At 47.8% G+C, this 17,330-nt stretch carries 13 protein-coding genes; 7 read left to right on the plus strand and 6 right to left on the minus strand.

The window, feature by feature from the left end; translation table 11 throughout:
* Nucleotides 1-123 precede the first annotated feature (123 nt).
* Nucleotides 124-1,023, minus strand: a complete 900-nt coding sequence (locus tag OGY10_RS03135; RefSeq protein WP_032943953.1) for a LysO family transporter — start codon at nucleotides 1,021-1,023, stop codon at nucleotides 124-126.
* Nucleotides 1,024-1,291: 268 nt separating this feature from the next.
* Nucleotides 1,292-1,987, minus strand: coding sequence for an aquaporin Z (aqpZ, locus tag OGY10_RS03140; protein ID WP_003840208.1), 696 nt, complete (start codon nucleotides 1,985-1,987; stop codon nucleotides 1,292-1,294).
* A gap of 372 nt (nucleotides 1,988-2,359) precedes the next feature.
* On the opposite strand from aqpZ, the gene OGY10_RS03145 reads away from it, so the two are divergent.
* On the plus strand, nucleotides 2,360-4,018 hold the full coding sequence (locus OGY10_RS03145; protein WP_191227020.1) for an ATP-dependent endonuclease: 1,659 nt from the start codon (nucleotides 2,360-2,362) through the stop codon (nucleotides 4,016-4,018).
* On the opposite strand, the gene OGY10_RS03150 is transcribed toward OGY10_RS03145, so the two are convergent.
* Nucleotides 4,015-4,965: a VirK/YbjX family protein gene (locus OGY10_RS03150; protein WP_191227021.1), complete on the minus strand. Its 951-nt coding sequence runs from the start codon at nucleotides 4,963-4,965 to the stop codon at nucleotides 4,015-4,017. The genes OGY10_RS03145 and OGY10_RS03150 overlap by 4 nt on opposite strands.
* A 159-nt stretch (nucleotides 4,966-5,124) precedes the next feature.
* Here OGY10_RS03150 and macA point away from each other — a divergent pair, with 159 nt between their 5' ends.
* Both macA and macB read left to right on the plus strand, forming a co-directional pair.
* Nucleotides 5,125-6,240 carry a macrolide transporter subunit MacA gene (gene macA / locus OGY10_RS03155; protein WP_191227022.1) on the plus strand — a complete coding sequence of 372 codons (1,116 nt, stop codon included), beginning with the start codon at nucleotides 5,125-5,127 and terminating at the stop codon, nucleotides 6,238-6,240.
* Nucleotides 6,237-8,183 carry a macrolide ABC transporter ATP-binding protein/permease MacB gene (macB, locus tag OGY10_RS03160; RefSeq protein ID WP_048215946.1) on the plus strand — a complete coding sequence of 649 codons (1,947 nt, stop codon included), beginning with the start codon at nucleotides 6,237-6,239 and terminating at the stop codon, nucleotides 8,181-8,183. The genes macA and macB overlap by 4 nt, the downstream gene beginning before the upstream one ends.
* A 74-nt stretch (nucleotides 8,184-8,257) precedes the next feature.
* On the opposite strand, the gene cspD is transcribed toward macB, so the two are convergent.
* Nucleotides 8,258-8,482, minus strand: coding sequence for a cold shock-like protein CspD (cspD, locus tag OGY10_RS03165; RefSeq protein WP_003036813.1), 225 nt, complete (start codon nucleotides 8,480-8,482; stop codon nucleotides 8,258-8,260).
* Nucleotides 8,483-8,805: 323 nt separating this feature from the next.
* On the opposite strand from cspD, the gene clpS reads away from it, so the two are divergent.
* The 4 genes from clpS to OGY10_RS03185 all read left to right on the plus strand — a co-directional run bounded on the left by clpS (nucleotide 8,806) and on the right by OGY10_RS03185 (nucleotide 14,933).
* Complete coding sequence (gene clpS / locus OGY10_RS03170) at nucleotides 8,806-9,126, plus strand: ATP-dependent Clp protease adapter ClpS (RefSeq protein ID WP_003036810.1); 321 nt, start codon at nucleotides 8,806-8,808, stop codon at nucleotides 9,124-9,126.
* A 30-nt stretch (nucleotides 9,127-9,156) separates the two neighbouring features.
* Complete coding sequence (clpA, locus tag OGY10_RS03175; RefSeq protein ID WP_003036804.1) at nucleotides 9,157-11,433, plus strand: ATP-dependent Clp protease ATP-binding subunit ClpA; 2,277 nt, start codon at nucleotides 9,157-9,159, stop codon at nucleotides 11,431-11,433.
* A 307-nt stretch (nucleotides 11,434-11,740) separates the two neighbouring features.
* Entirely contained in the window at nucleotides 11,741-12,022 is a 282-nt protein-coding gene (locus OGY10_RS03180) for a hypothetical protein (protein ID WP_191227023.1), read from the plus strand.
* 139 nt (nucleotides 12,023-12,161) lie between these two features.
* On the plus strand, nucleotides 12,162-14,933 hold the full coding sequence (locus OGY10_RS03185; protein WP_191227024.1) for a hypothetical protein: 2,772 nt from the start codon (nucleotides 12,162-12,164) through the stop codon (nucleotides 14,931-14,933).
* A 534-nt stretch (nucleotides 14,934-15,467) separates the two neighbouring features.
* Here OGY10_RS03185 and trhP read toward each other — a convergent pair.
* Together trhP and OGY10_RS03195 are read right to left on the minus strand one after the other, a co-directional pair.
* Entirely contained in the window at nucleotides 15,468-16,829 is a 1,362-nt protein-coding gene (gene trhP, locus OGY10_RS03190) for a prephenate-dependent tRNA uridine(34) hydroxylase TrhP (RefSeq protein WP_103285532.1), read from the minus strand.
* Nucleotides 16,830-16,988: 159 nt separating this feature from the next.
* Nucleotides 16,989-17,321 carry a YegP family protein gene (locus OGY10_RS03195; protein ID WP_149607996.1) on the minus strand — a complete coding sequence of 111 codons (333 nt, stop codon included), beginning with the start codon at nucleotides 17,319-17,321 and terminating at the stop codon, nucleotides 16,989-16,991.
* Nucleotides 17,322-17,330: the final 9 nt, after the last annotated feature.

A 17,330-nucleotide genomic window follows, 5' to 3' on the forward strand; every position in this document is an offset into this window, starting at 1 on the left:
ATGTTTAAGGTTATGCCTGTGCGCGAAGGGATAAAAGGGATTTCTGCTACTACTTGCAGGGAGATTGATTTAGCGCAATTTTGGCGGTAGCTGACTACCGCCAGAGAGGTATTTGTTCCGGCGTCAGGCGGAGAAAAACGCCATCAGCAGAGGCACTAACAGACTCAGAATAAAGCCGTGGACGATGGCTGCCGGGACCATTTCCAGACCGCCGCTGCGTTGTAAAACGGGCAGGGTGAAATCCATTGATGTCGCGCCGCATAATCCCAGCGCGGTAGAGCGGCTGCGGCCCACCATTCCTGGAATCAACATAATGGCGATCAGCTCACGGGCCAGGTCGTTAAAGAAGGCGGCACTACCAATTACGGGCCCGAATGATTCGGTTAACAGAATACCGGACAGGGAATACCAGCCAAAACCTGATGCCATAGCCAGCGCGGTTTTCAGCGGTAGACCGAGGATCAAGGCATTGATAACCCCTGCCAGCATCGAACTGACGACGACGACGACGGCCACGATCATCCCCCGACGGTTCAACACAATTTGCTTTAAGGTCATGCCGCTGTTGCGCAGTTGAATCCCCACCAGGAACAGTAAAAAGATTAACGTATATTCGCTGGCTTCGGTGGCATGCTGCAGAATGGGAAGCCCAGTGAGGCCGAGCAGGAAACCGATGACGACGACGCCGCAAAGCTGAAGCGACTCAAGCGCCATTGCAATTCGCGAGGGGAGCTTTTCTTGCTTGTGGTTGTGTCTCCAGGGCAGCGAACGCTCCAGCCAGAACAGCGCCGCAATATTACACAGTATAATGACCGTCACGCTGACCGCAGAATAATGAAGAATGGCTAACAGGTTGCTGGCGAGATTATCCAGAAACGCCAGGCTAATACCCATAAAAAAGAGAATAAGGTAGACGATCCAGCTTAACAGGCGATTGATAAGTTGTAATGCAGCCCTGTGCCGGAGCGGAATAAGGTAGCCCACAATAAGGGGAACCAGAATGATTAACAGCCCTGAAAACATGAAAATCAGATCCTTGCTGAGAAGTAAGACGAAATGCGTCACTATAACCTAAATAATTCAAGTTGCAGGAAGGCGGCAAGGGAGTGAATCCCCGGGAGCGTACATAAGTACGTGACTGGGGGGAGTGAGCGCAGTCAACACATCTGCAACTTGAAGTATAACGGGTATACACACTACTCAATGCAAAGAGGGGAGTAAAGTTGCAAATAAAAGGAAATATAGAGAGGAAAAAAAAGACCTGACTTTCGCCAGGCCTTTTTGTTAGCGATTAATCGCGTTTTTCGAGCAGGGTGCGGTAAATAAGACCGCCGAGAACCCCACCGATAATCGGCATGACCCAGAAGAACCACAATTGTTGCAATGCCCAGCCGCCCTGGAAAATGGCTACTGCGGTACTACGTGCCGGGTTTACGGAGGTGTTGGTGACCGGAATACTGATCAAGTGAATCAGTGTTAACGCCAGACCAATTGCGATAGGTGCAAAACCTGCCGGAGCATGTTTATCGGTCGCGCCGTGGATCACTAATAAGAAACCTGCGGTCAGAATAATTTCAATGACGACGGCAGAAAGCATGGAATAACCGCCTGGTGAATGTTCACCAAAGCCGTTCGAAGCAAAACCACTGGCCGTTGCATCAAAACCTGCTTTACCGCTGGCAATAAGATACAGTGCCGCAGCTGCAACAATACCGCCCACAACCTGAGCAATAACGTAACCAATAACATCTTTTGCCGGGAAACGACCGCCAGCCCATAAACCGAAGGTTACCGCCGGGTTAAAATGCCCGCCTGAAATATGACCCACAGCGAATGCCATGGTTAATACTGTCAGGCCGAATGCCAGCGCGACACCGGCAAATCCAATTCCCAATTCCGGGAATGCGGCTGCCAGCACTGCACTGCCGCACCCACCAAAAACGAGCCAAAACGTACCGAAGAATTCAGCTGCTAATTTCCTGAACATAACCACCTCAATTAAAAGTTCCGGGTTCGTGTTCCTTGCCCGGTAATTCATCGCTAAAAGGGACGATGATGAAAGAGCGGGTATTTTAGAAAAAAATATCATCCCTTCGCCAGTTAAATTGATGAAAAAATTTGATTTAAGGCAATATGTTGCGATTCCTTTTTGAATCTTGGGTGAATGAAGCATAGTTCAATTAGCGAAAGGACGATGATTAAGTTCTGAAATTATATTCAGGAGAAAACATAAGAAGAATATTCTTATTTTTTTTTGCTTTTGCGATTCACGCCAGATTGATATCGGGTGTCCTGAGCGCTCGCTTGCCGTTATACTCCTGATAACTTGAAGGAAAAAGTTAGCATTTCCGGAGGCTATATGATTCTCGAACGCGTTGAGATTGTTGGATTTCGTGGTATTAACCGTCTGTCGTTGATGCTGGAGCAGAGCAACGTGCTGATTGGGGAGAACGCGTGGGGTAAATCCAGTCTGCTGGATGCCTTGACCCTGCTGCTGTCGCCGGAGTCAGACTTGTATCATTTTGTCCGCGAGGATTTCTGGTTCCCGCCGGGTGATATACAGGGCCGGGAACACCACCTGCACATTATCCTGACGTTTCGTGAATCCCAACCGGGTCGTCACCGGGTGCGTCGCTATCGTCCTCTGGAAGCCAGTTGGACGCCTTGCCAGGATGGCTATCACCGCCTTTTTTATCGCCTGGAAGGCGAGTGTGCGGATGACGGTAGCGTTCTTACCTTGCGCAGTTTTCTTGATGGCGACGGCCATCCATTACCTCTCGATGACATTAACGATCAGGCGCGGCACCTTGTGCGTCTGATGCCGGTACTGCGTCTGCGCGACGCGCGATTTATGCGACGGATCCGCAACGGTACCGTGCCGGACTCGGCGGATGTCGAAGTCACCGCGCGCCAACTGGATTTTCTGGCGCGTGAGCTGGCTACCCGGCCGCAAAACCTGACCGACGGGCAGATCCGCCAGGGATTATCGGCCATGGTTCAGTTGTTGGAGCACTATTTTTCCGAGCAGGGGGCTGGCCAGTCCCGCTACCGTCTGATGCGCCGTCGCTCCAATAACGAACAACGGAGCTGGCGCTATCTGGACATTATTAACCGCATGATTGATAAACCCGGCGGACGTACGCACCGGGTAATACTGTTGGGCCTCTTTTCAACCCTGTTGCAGGCCAAAGGCACGCTAAAGCTGGATAAAGACGCCCGACCTTTACTGCTGGTGGAAGATCCGGAAACGCGTTTACATCCCATCATGCTGTCGGTGGCCTGGCACTTGTTGAATTTACTGCCTCTGCAACGAGTGGCGACCACCAACTCCGGTGAGCTGCTGTCCCTTACGCCTGTTGAGCATGTTGTTCGTCTGGTACGTGAATCATCCCGCGTCGCTGCCTGGCGGCTGGGGCCGGGTGGGATCAGTGCAGAAGATGGTCGGCGAATCGCATTTCATATTCGTTTTAATCGTGCGTCATCGTTGTTTGCCCGCTGCTGGCTGCTGGTGGAAGGTGAAACGGAAACCTGGGTTATTAACGAACTGGCCCGCCAGTGCGGACATCACTTTGATGCAGAAGGGATTAAAGTCATTGAATTTGCCCAGTCCGGTCTTAAGCCGCTGGTTAAATTCGCCCGCCGGATGGGGATAGAGTGGCATGTGCTTGTCGATGGCGATGAAGCCGGGAAAAAGTATGCGGCTACGGTACGTAGCTTATTGAATGACGACAGAGAGGAAGAGCGTGAGCATTTGACCATGCTCCCCGCGCTGGATATGGAACACTTTATGTATCGCCAGGGATTTGCTGACGTCTTTCACCGGGTGGCGCAAATTCCGGAGAATGTGCCTATGAATATGCGCAAAATAATCTCCAAGGCGATACATCGTTCGTCAAAACCGGATTTGGCCATTGAGGTGGCGATGGAAGCCGGGCGGCGGGGCGTTGATGCGGTGCCAACGCTGCTGCGAAAAATGTTTTCCCGCGTGCTGTGGCTGGCACGCGGCAGAGCGGATTAGTGGCGAAACATCGACGACAGCTGCGAATGGATGCTGTCCAGGAGCTGATAGCGGCGGCGGTATTCTGCGCGTTTTTTGCTCGCAATGTCCGCCTCGCTTTTTCGCGCCAGCGTGCGCGGAATATGATAGTACCCGTTGCTGTCGCACTCACCGCCAACCGACTCCCAAAAAGCGTTGTAGTCGGAAAGAATTACCTTGTTTTTATCGTCGTAGCGCGGGCTGCGAAAAATATGCTGTTCATTGCTTACAGCCAGAATTTGTTCGATATTTAATTGTTCCGCAAAACAGCAAATGGCTTCCATCACAATACGTTTTGGGAAAATCCCATGGCATGATTTGGTCGCTTTTTGAATTTCTTCATGTGGCAGTAATCGGCTGCCTCCCTGTAACCCGCCAATAAACAACGTACTGCTCCCTTCATAATTGCACAGCGTAAACGTCATTTTCGCTAAAGTCTCGCCAGCACAATTGCGTACCAGAATGGTGCTTTCACCTTCTTTATCCAGTATGATGAATGAAGTCATTATTACGCTAAATACTTCGCTATTTTTTCCCTCAATTTGTGCTAGTTGTAATCCATCTTCACTTAAATAATTCTTAAATTCAGTGGCTGAAAAAAAGCTGCGGATAGCATTGTAGTGATAACGTACGGCATCCATTTTCGTTTTGTGATCAAGGTTTTTCGCGAGATAGGCGCGATGCAAACGAACCGGCAATCGTGGCTGGCGTGCAAGTATGCTATCAAGGTCAGGCCATTGCGCCAACTCGGTCATCCATTCACGCGTTAATCGCGGCATAAGCGCTGAGCGCAACAAAAACTTACGACGAAAGCTACGCTGATGCCAAAATTGTCCGGGGCGCCAATGTCCGGTCATCAGGCTACAAAAAAGGCTAAAACTTGTGACTGGTTTTGAGGAATGAAAAGTGCTTTCAGTTAGCTGGCTCATAATATAAATCCGATTGATACCCTTATGCTAATTTCAGCACAGCGGATCTTAACCATTCATCAATAAGTCTGTTATTCTTGCGCTTTTCAACGGCGATTTATTTAACGTTGATGTTTAGCACTCCACTCTGGTGGACGTATTGGGGGAATTGGGACATTTATGAAGCTCAAGGGAAAAATCAAAAAACGCTATTTTCTGTTCGCCATCATCCTTATTGTGGCGGCAATTGCACTTTGGCGAACGCTTAATGCGCCTTTACCTCAGTATCAAACATTAATTGTTCGTCCTGGCGATCTGCAACAAAGCGTGCTGGCGACCGGTAAGCTGGATGCGCTGCGTAAAGTTGACGTCGGGGCGCAGGTCAGCGGGCAGTTAAAAACGCTGTCGGTCGCGATTGGCGATAAAGTGAAAAAAGATCAGTTGCTCGGTGTTATCGATCCTGAACAGGCGCAAAACCAAATCAAAGAGGTTGAAGCGACGCTAATGGAATTGCGCGCCCAGCGTTTACAAGCCGAAGCTGAGTGGAAGCTGGCGCGGGTCACTCTCTCCCGCCAACAACAGCTGGCGAAAACTCAGGCCGTTTCACAGCAGGATCTCGACACGGCGGCCACCGAAATGGCGGTCAAACAGGCGCAAATTGGCACAATTGACGCGCAAATTAAGCGTAATCAGGCCTCTCTCGATACGGCAAAAACCAACCTTGATTACACCCGCATCGTTGCGCCAATGGCTGGCGAAGTAACACAAATTACTACCCTGCAGGGGCAAACCGTTATTGCCGCCCAGCAGGCACCTAACATTCTGACCCTGGCGGATATGAGCACCATGCTGGTGAAAGCGCAGGTTTCTGAGGCTGATGTAATTCACCTGCATCCGGGGCAAAAGGCCTGGTTTACCGTGCTGGGCGATCCGCAGACGCGCTACGAAGGTAAGCTCAAAGATGTTCTCCCGACGCCAGAGAAAGTGAATGATGCGATTTTCTACTATGCCCGCTTCGAAGTTCCCAACCCGAAAGGGATCCTGCGCCTGGATATGACCGCGCAGGTCCATATCCAGCTCACTGATGTCAAAAATGTCCTGACCATCCCGCTGTCGGCGCTGGGCGATCCTATCGGCAATAATCGTTATAACGTCAGGTTGCTGCGTAACGGCGAAACCCGCGAACGTGAAGTGGTTATCGGCGCGCGTAATGACACCGATGTGGAGATCGTGAAAGGGCTGGAAGAGGGGGATGAAGTCATTACCGGTGAGGGCAACGCTGGAGCTGCAAAATGACAGCATTGCTTGAGCTGAGCCATATCCGCCGCAGCTATCCGTCAGGCGAAGGCCAGGTTGAGGTGTTGAAGGACGTATCCTTGAGCATTCAGGCCGGGGAAATGGTGGCGATTGTCGGGGCGTCGGGTTCGGGTAAATCGACGCTGATGAACATTCTCGGCTGTCTGGATAAGCCAACCAGCGGTACGTATCGCGTTGCCGGACGTGATGTCTCTACGCTGGATAGCGATGCGCTAGCGCAACTGCGTCGTGAGCATTTTGGTTTTATCTTCCAGCGCTATCACCTGCTGTCGCATTTAACCGCCGCACAAAACGTTGAGGTACCGGCGGTCTACGCGGGCACTGAACGTAAGCAGCGCCTGGCGCGTGCGCAGGAACTACTCCAGCGGCTGGGGTTGGGTGACCGGGTTGACTATCAACCTTCCCAGCTTTCCGGTGGTCAGCAGCAGCGGGTCAGTATCGCGCGTGCGCTGATGAACGGGGGGCAGGTTATTCTTGCCGACGAACCCACCGGTGCACTGGATAGCCATTCCGGCGAAGAGGTGATGGCGATTTTGCATCAGCTGCGCGATCGCGGGCATACGGTAATTATCGTTACTCACGACAGCCAGGTCGCCGCGCAGGCCGAACGGGTTATTGAAATTCGTGACGGCGAGATTGTGCGCAATCCACCGCCACAGAAACCCTCTGGCGGACGCGATATTGCGGAGCCAACGGTGAAAACGGCATCCGGCTGGAGCCAGTTTGTCAGCGGTTTTCGTGAAGCGCTTACCATGGCCTGGCTGGCAATGGCCGCGAATAAAATGCGAACGCTACTGACCATGCTTGGGATCATTATCGGTATTGCTTCGGTGGTGTCGATCGTGGTGGTAGGCGATGCGGCTAAACAACTGGTACTGGCAGATATTCGCGCTATAGGTACTAACACCATTGATATCTATCCAGGCAAAGACTTCGGCGACGACGATCCGCAATATCAACAGGCGTTGAAGTATGACGATTTGACGGCGCTACAGAAGCAGCCCTGGGTCAGTTCAGTAACGCCTGCGGTGTCGAAGAACCTGCGGTTACGCTATGGCAATATCGACGTTGCTGCCAGTGCTAATGGCGTTAGCGGCGACTATTTCAACGTCTATGGCATGACATTTAGCGAAGGGACCACCTTTAACGCCGAGCAACTGGCGGGCCGTGCTCAGGTGGTGGTGCTCGACAGCAATACCCGTCGTCAGTTGTTCCCCAATAAAGCGAAAGTTGTTGGCGAAGTCGTGCTGGTGGGGAATATGCCTGCCACGGTGATTGGTGTTGCAGAAGAGAAACAGTCGATGTTTGGCAGTAGCAAGATCCTGCGGGTCTGGCTGCCTTATAGCACTATGTCCGGGCGAATCATGGGACAGTCGTGGCTGAACTCGATCACCGTGCGGGTGAAGGATGGTTTTGACAGTGCCCAGGCCGAACAGCAACTGACCCGACTGTTGACGTTGCGCCACGGTAAGAAGGATTTCTTCACCTGGAATATGGACGGCATCTTGAAAACCGCCGAAAAGACCACACGTACATTACAACTCTTCCTGACGCTGGTGGCGGTGATTTCGCTGGTGGTCGGTGGGATTGGCGTGATGAATATTATGCTGGTTTCAGTAACCGAACGAACGCGTGAGATTGGCATTCGTATGGCGGTTGGCGCTCGCGCCAGTGACGTGCTGCAACAGTTCTTAATTGAAGCTGTGTTGGTGTGTCTGGTTGGCGGCGCGTTGGGCATTAGCCTGTCGATGCTGATCGCTTTTACGCTACAGCTATTTCTGCCGGGCTGGGAAATTGGATTTTCACCCGTCGCGCTGTTGACGGCGTTTCTGTGTTCGACTGCAACCGGTGTGTTGTTTGGCTGGCTACCGGCGCGGAATGCGGCACGTCTGGATCCGGTAGATGCTCTGGCGCGGGAATAATGCCACAGAGATAAAAATGCCAGCCGCAAGGGCTGGCATTTTGACTGCGGGATGTACACAATGAGACAGAAGAGCTATGCGACAGCTTCTGCTTCAATGACAGGCACGATGACACTGGCATGATTGCCTTTTGGCCCCTGGTGGACATCAAACTGGACAGACTGTCCGGCTTTTAGCGTTCTGTAACCATCCATCTGAATGGTGGAGTAATGGGCGAAAATATCTTCGCCGCCGCCTTCGGGGCAAATGAAACCAAACCCTTTGGCGTTGTTGAACCACTTAACAGTACCCGTTTCCATACTTCGACATCCTTCGTAAATCTTATATAAGTAAGATGGAATGAACCGGTGGCGGAGTGGGGGCTGTTCAAAACCTCGCCAACTCTCGAGACTACAATTTAGAGAAATCAGGCGGGGCGTCAAGCGCCATGCAGACGGAATAGGGTAAAAATGCATCAAAATTTGAAGCAGTTAACGCTATTGTCGGTTATGTGACAGATGTCGCGGATGGCACTAATAGATGATAGTTATCTAATACTTGAGGTAGATTGATTGTGCGCATAGGCTGCTTGTCAGCGGCAAGATTTTCTGCCGGAAACCGTAACTGAAGATGACGACTGACAATGGGTAAGACGAACGACTGGCTGGATTTCGATCTGCTGGCGGAAGACAAATTGCGCGACGCGCTAAAACCGCCATCTATGTATAAAGTGATATTAGTCAATGATGATTACACTCCGATGGAGTTTGTTATTGACGTGTTACAAAAATTCTTTTCTTATGATGTAGAACGTGCAACGCAACTGATGCTTGCAGTTCACTATCAAGGCAAAGCTATCTGCGGTGTGTTCACTGCCGAAGTGGCTGAAACCAAAGTAGCGATGGTGAACAAATATGCGAGGGAGAACGAGCATCCGTTGCTGTGTACGCTGGAAAAAGCCTGAATGCAGGCATAAACATTGGGGGAGGTGCCTATGCTCAATCAAGAACTGGAACTCAGTTTAAACATGGCTTTCGCCAGAGCGCGCGAGCACCGACATGAGTTTATGACCGTCGAGCACTTGTTACTGGCGTTGCTCAGTAACCCATCGGCCCGCGAAGCGCTGGAAGCGTGTTCTGTGGATCTGGTGGCGCTCCGTCAGGAACTCGAAGCCTTCATTGAACAGACCACACCTGTATTGCCTGCCAGTGAGGAAGAACGCGACACGCAGCCAACGTTGAGTTTTCAGCGTGTACTGCAACGTGCGGTCTTTCATGTTCAGTCCTCCGGGCGCAATGAAGTTACCGGCGCAAATGTGCTGGTCGCTATCTTCAGCGAGCAGGAATCTCAGGCGGCTTATCTGCTGCGTAAGCATGAAGTAAGTCGTCTTGATGTGGTGAATTTTATTTCTCATGGCACGCGCAAAGACGAACCCAGTCAGTCTTCTGACTCTGGGAATCAGCCAAATAACGAAGAGCAAGCTGGCGGGGAGGACCGTATGGAGAACTTCACGACTAACCTTAACCAGCTTGCCCGAGTGGGCGGAATTGATCCGCTCATTGGCCGGGACAAAGAGCTGGAGCGCGCCATTCAGGTACTGTGCCGTCGCAGAAAAAACAACCCGCTGCTGGTGGGAGAGTCTGGTGTCGGTAAAACCGCCATTGCTGAAGGCCTCGCCTGGCGTATCGTCCAGGGTGATGTGCCTGAAATCATGGCTGATTGCACCCTTTACTCCCTGGATATCGGCTCGCTGTTGGCTGGCACCAAATATCGCGGTGATTTTGAGAAACGCTTTAAGGCGCTGCTGAAACAGCTGGAACAGGATACTAACAGCATTCTGTTTATCGATGAGATCCACACCATTATCGGTGCGGGTGCGGCATCGGGCGGCCAGGTGGATGCGGCTAACCTGATCAAGCCGTTGCTCTCCAGCGGTAAGATCCGTGTGATAGGGTCCACAACCTATCAGGAATTCAGCAATATCTTTGAAAAGGATCGTGCGTTAGCGCGCCGTTTCCAGAAAATCGATGTCACTGAGCCATCGGTAGAAGAGACCGTGCAGATAATCAACGGTCTGAAGCCGAAATACGAAGCGCACCATGACGTCCGCTATACCGCCAAAGCGGTGCGTGCAGCGGTCGAACTGGCGGTGAAATACATTAACGATCGTCATCTGCCGGATAAAGCGATTGACGTGATCGATGAGGCGGGCGCGCGTGCGCGTCTGATGCCGGTCAGCAAGCGCAAGAAAACCGTCAACGTGGCGGATATCGAGTCCGTTGTGGCCCGCATTGCGCGGATCCCGGAGAAGAGCGTTTCGCAGAGCGATCGCGACACGCTGAAAAACCTGGGCAACCGTCTGAAAATGCTGGTATTCGGACAGGATAAAGCCATTGAGGCGCTGACTGAAGCGATCAAAATGAGCCGTGCCGGTCTGGGACACGAGCATAAACCGGTCGGTTCGTTCCTGTTTGCCGGACCAACTGGCGTCGGTAAGACCGAAGTCACGGTGCAGTTGTCCAAAGCGCTGGGTATTGAACTGCTGCGTTTTGATATGTCCGAATATATGGAACGCCACACCGTCAGCCGCCTGATTGGTGCGCCTCCGGGGTATGTCGGTTTCGACCAGGGCGGTTTGCTGACCGATGCTGTTATTAAGCATCCGCATGCGGTACTGCTGCTGGATGAAATCGAAAAAGCGCACCCGGATGTCTTTAACCTGCTGCTGCAAGTGATGGATAACGGCACGCTGACCGACAATAACGGGCGTAAAGCGGATTTCCGCAACGTGGTGCTGGTCATGACCACCAACGCCGGTGTGCGTGAAACTGAGCGTAAATCAATTGGGTTGATTCATCAGGACAACAGTACTGATGCAATGGGCGAAATCAAAAAAGTGTTTACGCCGGAATTCCGTAACCGTCTCGACAACATTATCTGGTTTGATCATCTCTCTACCGAGGTGATTCATCAGGTTGTTGATAAGTTTATCGTCGAGCTTCAGGTTCAGCTGGATCAGAAAGGTGTCTCTCTGGAAGTGAGCCAGGAAGCACGTGACTGGCTGGCAGAGAAAGGCTATGACCGCGCAATGGGCGCACGTCCAATGACGCGTGTGGTCCAGGATAACCTGAAAAAACCATTGGCTAACGAACTGCTGTTCGGTTCGCTGGTGGATGGTGGCCAGGTGACCGTTGCGCTGGATAAAGAGAAAAATGAGCTGACCTATGGTTTCCAGAGTGCACAAAAGCACAAGCCAGAAGCAGCACATTAATCTTTAATCACCTAATCAGCCGGGCGCAATGCCCGGTTTTTTTTCGCCTGATAAAAGTGATTTGAATTGGGATATTCAGGGAGTTTAAACGGCAGGCAAAAAATCGCCTGCTTACGAGTTTGAGGCCCTAGCTAATGCTATTATGACCTATGATAATGATGATATTGAGCAGGCTAGGGCGGAGAGCTATCTGAAAGTTGCTTAGGAGCTGCAACAACAGGAAAGAGCTACACCTGCTGTTATTGGGCCAGCTCCACCTCCAGCAGGACGAATTAATATATTGAATGATTTCGCTAGGTCAGTAGGCATGGAATTCAATACCAGTATGTTGTTACACCTTGCACGTGGCGGGCATTTACGTATTGATGGTTTTATTATCGCTGCCACTAGATGTGGAAAGCTGAGACGCCAAAAAGATAACAGTACTGACCGCAGAATTGTCAATTTTTGGCAACGCATGGAACTACATCATAATATTGACAGCAAGGAGATTACGCATGACCCATTTGGCTATTATACCGAGATGTTGAAGAAAGCAGGTCGAGTAGCTAGGTGCAAGTTGTTTGGTGTAAGCGTGCTGAAAGGATAATTATTTTTGAGGGGGGAGAGTGAAAATGATATTTTATGCATGATTTAACTGCGATGAAGGCGTGATGTATAATAGATAATAGGTTTTATTTAATTACATAGCGACATTATATGTTTAAAATTGCAAAGGATATTATGTAATGGGTTTTGAAAGGTGGCGAATCTTATCTTGGTTAGATAAGAAAATGGTTTTAATTATTGTTTTATATCTAACGGTAATGGCTTTGGGGATCTATGGGGTTTTTAATTCTAACTTATTTGATTCAATGCCTGAGTATCTATTCCTCACACCGTCTTTCCTTAATGATACTAAGCTTAATTGGACGACTAGTGTTTGGGCAGGAGTATTAGGTATTCATGGAACTATTGCAGCTTTATCTATAACTTTTATGGGGATGTTTGTTAGTCAGGTGTCAAGTTACTCAGAGGCAGGGTTTAAGGATATATGTAAGTCATTGCTTTTACGTCGGAATAACTTTTTGAGTTTCAGTTTAAATTCTATCTTTAGCTTGTTATGTGGGATTGTCCTTTTAGCTTGTGGTGGAGGGATAATTGCTTACATCATTTCAATTGCCGTATCACTATTCTTTATTTTAAGTTATGGGTTAATGTACTTAAAATTATATGACGTTACAGAAAACCCAACAGTTATAACAGACTATTTGTTTACAGAATTGAAGTCTACAGGGGAACGCTATTATTACTTTAATCTCCATCTGCAGGAGATAACTAATAGTTTTAATCTATGCTGTGAAGCATTGAGTCATATTGAAAGTGGGTGGCCTGTCGATTTTTTAACAATGGATCAGCGATCACTAGAAGTTTTTCCTGAAAAAAGTAAACTGGTGTTAAGTGGTTTCTGTCCTGTATGCCTAAATGAGATTGATAGCGTAATTAAAGACAGTGCTGGTAACTCTAAAATAGTTTTGCGCATGAACCTTAATTTCTATCAAAATATCTCAAATTCTTCATTTAGTATTGAGTTTGAGAAAGAAAGACCTCTTGATGAAAAAATAATTTTTCAGATTGAAAATATGCTCAAAAAAGCTTTGCAGACAAAGAAAGTAAATCCTGTTGAAATTGCTTTGTACCAAAAGTATGAGCAGGCAGTAGTGCAAAATATCAGGAGCAGTTTATTAAAAGGTAGTGAGTCAGGAATTGATTTTGGTGTTAAATCTTTACTAACACTCACGGATAAAAATCATGTGGTTAGAACTATAAATGCTTTGGATCATTCATTTGGATATTCAAATAAAAAAAATAACATAGATTATGCTATTTTGGCTGCATTTTTTGAGAAAGTCTCAACAGAGATACTCTTAAAGAATAATTTTAAGATAGCAAGTGAGGTAATGGGCTCGATTATAAATCTTGGTAGGTATCTTTATACTAATGATTATTTTTACGAATTTTATCGTCTAATATCTCAATCTCTTCATCATCGTGCAAGATATGGATTTGGAGATGATGATTTTAGCATTCTTGATTTGTATTTATATACAGTTCGTCAAAATTTGATGGCTAAAAATTATATGGCGTTTGAGTTGAATACAAAATTCTTAACTAATGAGTTACGTTATCTTGAGCATGCTAATGACGGAGAATCATTAAGTGTAATTGAAAGTAAAATGGTTCAGTTCGTAAAAAGCATAGTGACGTTAATTTTGATTCGCTTGAGCTATCTTTTAGATAATATTAAGCAAGAAAAAGATGAGTTTAATAACCTGTGTAATTACTTGGAATCATGGTGTAATGCGGCGTTTCTTGAGGATGTATACTATAAAGAAGGAACCTATGATGCACTTTTTATAATCCCAAATGAACCCGACTTTGATGCGAGTAGAATTCTAAGGGAAATTCCTGATTATGAAGTAACATCCATATCTATAAGTAATGATACTTATAGAGCTATAGCATTTCTTATGACACAATCTCCATTCAATAATAATAAATTCAATCCAATTTTCATACGAGATAAAAAAGATTTTTTAGAAAACACAGGAATTACAACTCACCAGTTGCAATCAATAATAACATATCTGAGGAGCGACCATTTTATAAGAATGCTTGAAGCAGTAAAAGAAGGTAGTTCTGATAAAGCAAATGGAGAAGTTATTTCTGAAGCTCTTGAAGGTATAATTCATGAGAAAAATAACTTGCTCTCAAAATATATTATTGAATCTGAGTTGAATGATGACTTAGTTCAAAAATATAAAAATGAAGTGACGGTTTATTTTAAGAGACATTTAGATAAGATTCTGGATGTAAATGAACTTCCGGTGTCTAATACCATAGCTAGCGATACTTCATTTTATATTATAAATAAAAGAGAAGTGCTGAAACCCATTGATGGAGTTCATTACTCAATGAGTGGTGGGATTTACGCCGAAAAAGGAATTTATAATTGGGTTAAAGTGACTTTGAATAAGATAAAATCGAAGCCTAAAAATATTCTGAAAATAAATAACCTAGATGAATTGCCAACTCATAAATTAATAACAATTAAAAATAAAATAGAAAATGAATCTGGTGTATATCGTTATTGTAAAGGTTTGAGAATGACTGATAGTGAAGGTGTTTTAGAGTTAGGTGATGCAGGTCTTTATTATATGGATTTTGAAAATGAATTTTTATTCAGAAAAGGAAGGACTTTGTTTGACATAATGATTGAGAAAATTACTGATAAAAATATAGAGTCAATCGGTGGTGCAAATGTCTTTGCAGATGAAAATCCATTTTTGTATGCCCTAATGTCATTGAGGGTTAATTTAGAATTAATTGAAAAGACAAAATATAATTTTTACTTTCTCTCGATAGACAAATGCAGAGAACTCGCAGCATTGAGCGACCGTAGAGTACATTTATCCTTTGATAAAGAAACCGTTTTGGATGGTTCTCAGAACATATCATAACTATGTTATGTAAAATTTGCAGCACTTTGCAAACGTCACCGCGCAGCCAGTTGCTAACTGACTGGATAACATGATGTTTTTAAAAGGATCGTTTTAGTTTCTGTGACGATTAAAATGATTCGGTGGCATCCGGTAATTTTTGGTCGCGGATGTGACGAAGCCTTGAGCGGCACGGGCTGGCGGCTGGTTTGCTTTGCTCTGGGTTTTGCAAAATGGTGCACGAAATTTTGTTAAAGGCTCTACAGCGAAGGGGGGAGGGGAAAGTATTAAAAAACCGCGTTTGTGGGCGGGCTTTGCGTATCGATGTGGTCAATGCGTGGACATTGATAGAAATAAATCCATTTATTTCAGTATGTTATAGGCAAAAAATAAGCCTGCGTAAGGGAGATTACGCAGGCTAAGGAGGTGGTTCCTGGTACAGCTAGCATTTATGGGTTATGTTTTTCAGCGGAGGGGATAATACCCTTAATGAACGCAACGGTATGTGATCGATTTCTAAGAATCTTCCGAACGCTGAAAAATAACCGTAATTAACTACTTAGCATGCGGGTTGCGCGTGGACTCACCGGTAAAATTACGCATCAACAATGCATAATTCAGATCGATATCCTCTGGTACTGGCATCCACACGGTGTAACCATCGCCCGGCGCAACCGGCATGGCTTCACCTTTCGCGTTTTCCATCTGTTCGAGGGTAAAGTTAATGTTGCCCTGTGGGGTCATCAGCTCCAGGCTGTCGCCGATGGTGAATTTGTTTTTCACCAGTACGGCTGCCAGTTCACCTTTACGTTCGCCGGTAAACTCGCCGACAAACTGCTGACGCTCGGAAACAGAGAAGCCGTATTCGTAGTTCTGATAGTCGTCATGCGTATGGCGGCGCAGGAACCCTTCGGTGTAACCACGATGCGCCAGACCTTCCAGCGTTTCGAGCAGTTGCGGGTCGAACGGTTTACCGGCTGCGGCATCATCAATGGCTTTACGATAGACCTGCGCGGTACGTGCACAGTAATAGTATGACTTGGTGCGGCCTTCGATCTTCAGGGAATGCACGCCCATCTGCGTCAGGCGTTCAACGTGGGCTATGGCACGCAAATCCTTTGAGTTCATGATGTAAGTGCCATGTTCGTCTTCGAACGCGGTCATATACTCACCCGGACGCTGGGCTTCTTCAATCATAAAGACTTTGTCTGTCGGTGCGCCGATACCCAGCGTAGGCTCAACATTTTGTACCGGGATAGGCTCGTACTTATGTACGATATTGCCCACCACGTCTTCTTTGCCTTCCTGCACGTTGTATTCCCAGCGGCAGGCATTGGTGCAGGTACCCTGGTTAGGGTCACGCTTGTTGATATAGCCAGAAAGCAGGCAACGGCCGGAGTAGGCCATACACAGCGCGCCGTGAACGAAGATCTCAAGCTCCATATCCGGCACCTGGGTGCGGATCTCTTCGATTTCTTCCAGCGACAGCTCGCGGGAGAGGATCACGCGGGTCAGTCCCATCTGCTTCCAGAATTTCACCGTCGCCCAGTTTACGGCGTTAGCCTGTACTGAAAGATGAATGTCCATGTCAGGGAAGTTTTCGCGCACCAGCATAATCAGACCAGGGTCTGACATGATCAGTGCATCCGGCCCCATTTCCACCACCGGTTTCAGATCACGAATGAAGGTCTTCAGCTTGGCATTGTGTGGGGCAATGTTAACCACCACATAGAATTTTTTACCCAGTTCATGGGCTTCATTAATGCCGAGCTGCAGGTTTTCGTGGTTGAATTCGTTGTTGCGTACGCGCAGTGAGTAACGCGGTTGGCCCGCATACACTGCGTCAGCGCCATAGGCGAAAGCGTAACGCATGTTTTTCAGCGTTCCCGCCGGGGAAAGGAGTTCCGGTTTAAACATAATTTTCTCGTTCTGATGACAGGTCAGACTCGCCTCACTCAATGAGGCGGTTAGGGGAGTGCCCCCATATTAAGGGCGGGCATTGTAGCGCTGCGAGGAAGTCAGGTAAAGAAAAACGCCGGGCGACAGCGTTGCGTTACCCGGCTGAGCGAGTAATTATCAGGTCTTATCTTTTATCGTCTGACTGATACCATTGGTCTTAACTGAAGCAATACCGGTCTCGCGTGACTGTTCATTCGCATACAGTTGACTGCTACCAATAATCTGGTGGTTTGCAGCTTTCAGGTTGAAATGTAATTTGCCATTAGACGCTGTTTTTTTCTCATAACGCTCATCCAGAGGGCTGTTAGCCTGGACAGATGCGATCCCTTTTTCTGCAGCACCTTTTGTAGTGTAAAGCTCACTGGTAAGGATTATTTCCCCGTTCCCAGCTTTAAGAACAAAGCGGTACTGATCATCGCTACTCTTACTTAATTCAAACCAACCAGCCATATGAACTCC

Source organism: Citrobacter sp. Cpo148, from assembly GCF_030332375.1.
Classification (GTDB): domain Bacteria; phylum Pseudomonadota; class Gammaproteobacteria; order Enterobacterales; family Enterobacteriaceae; genus Citrobacter; species Citrobacter portucalensis.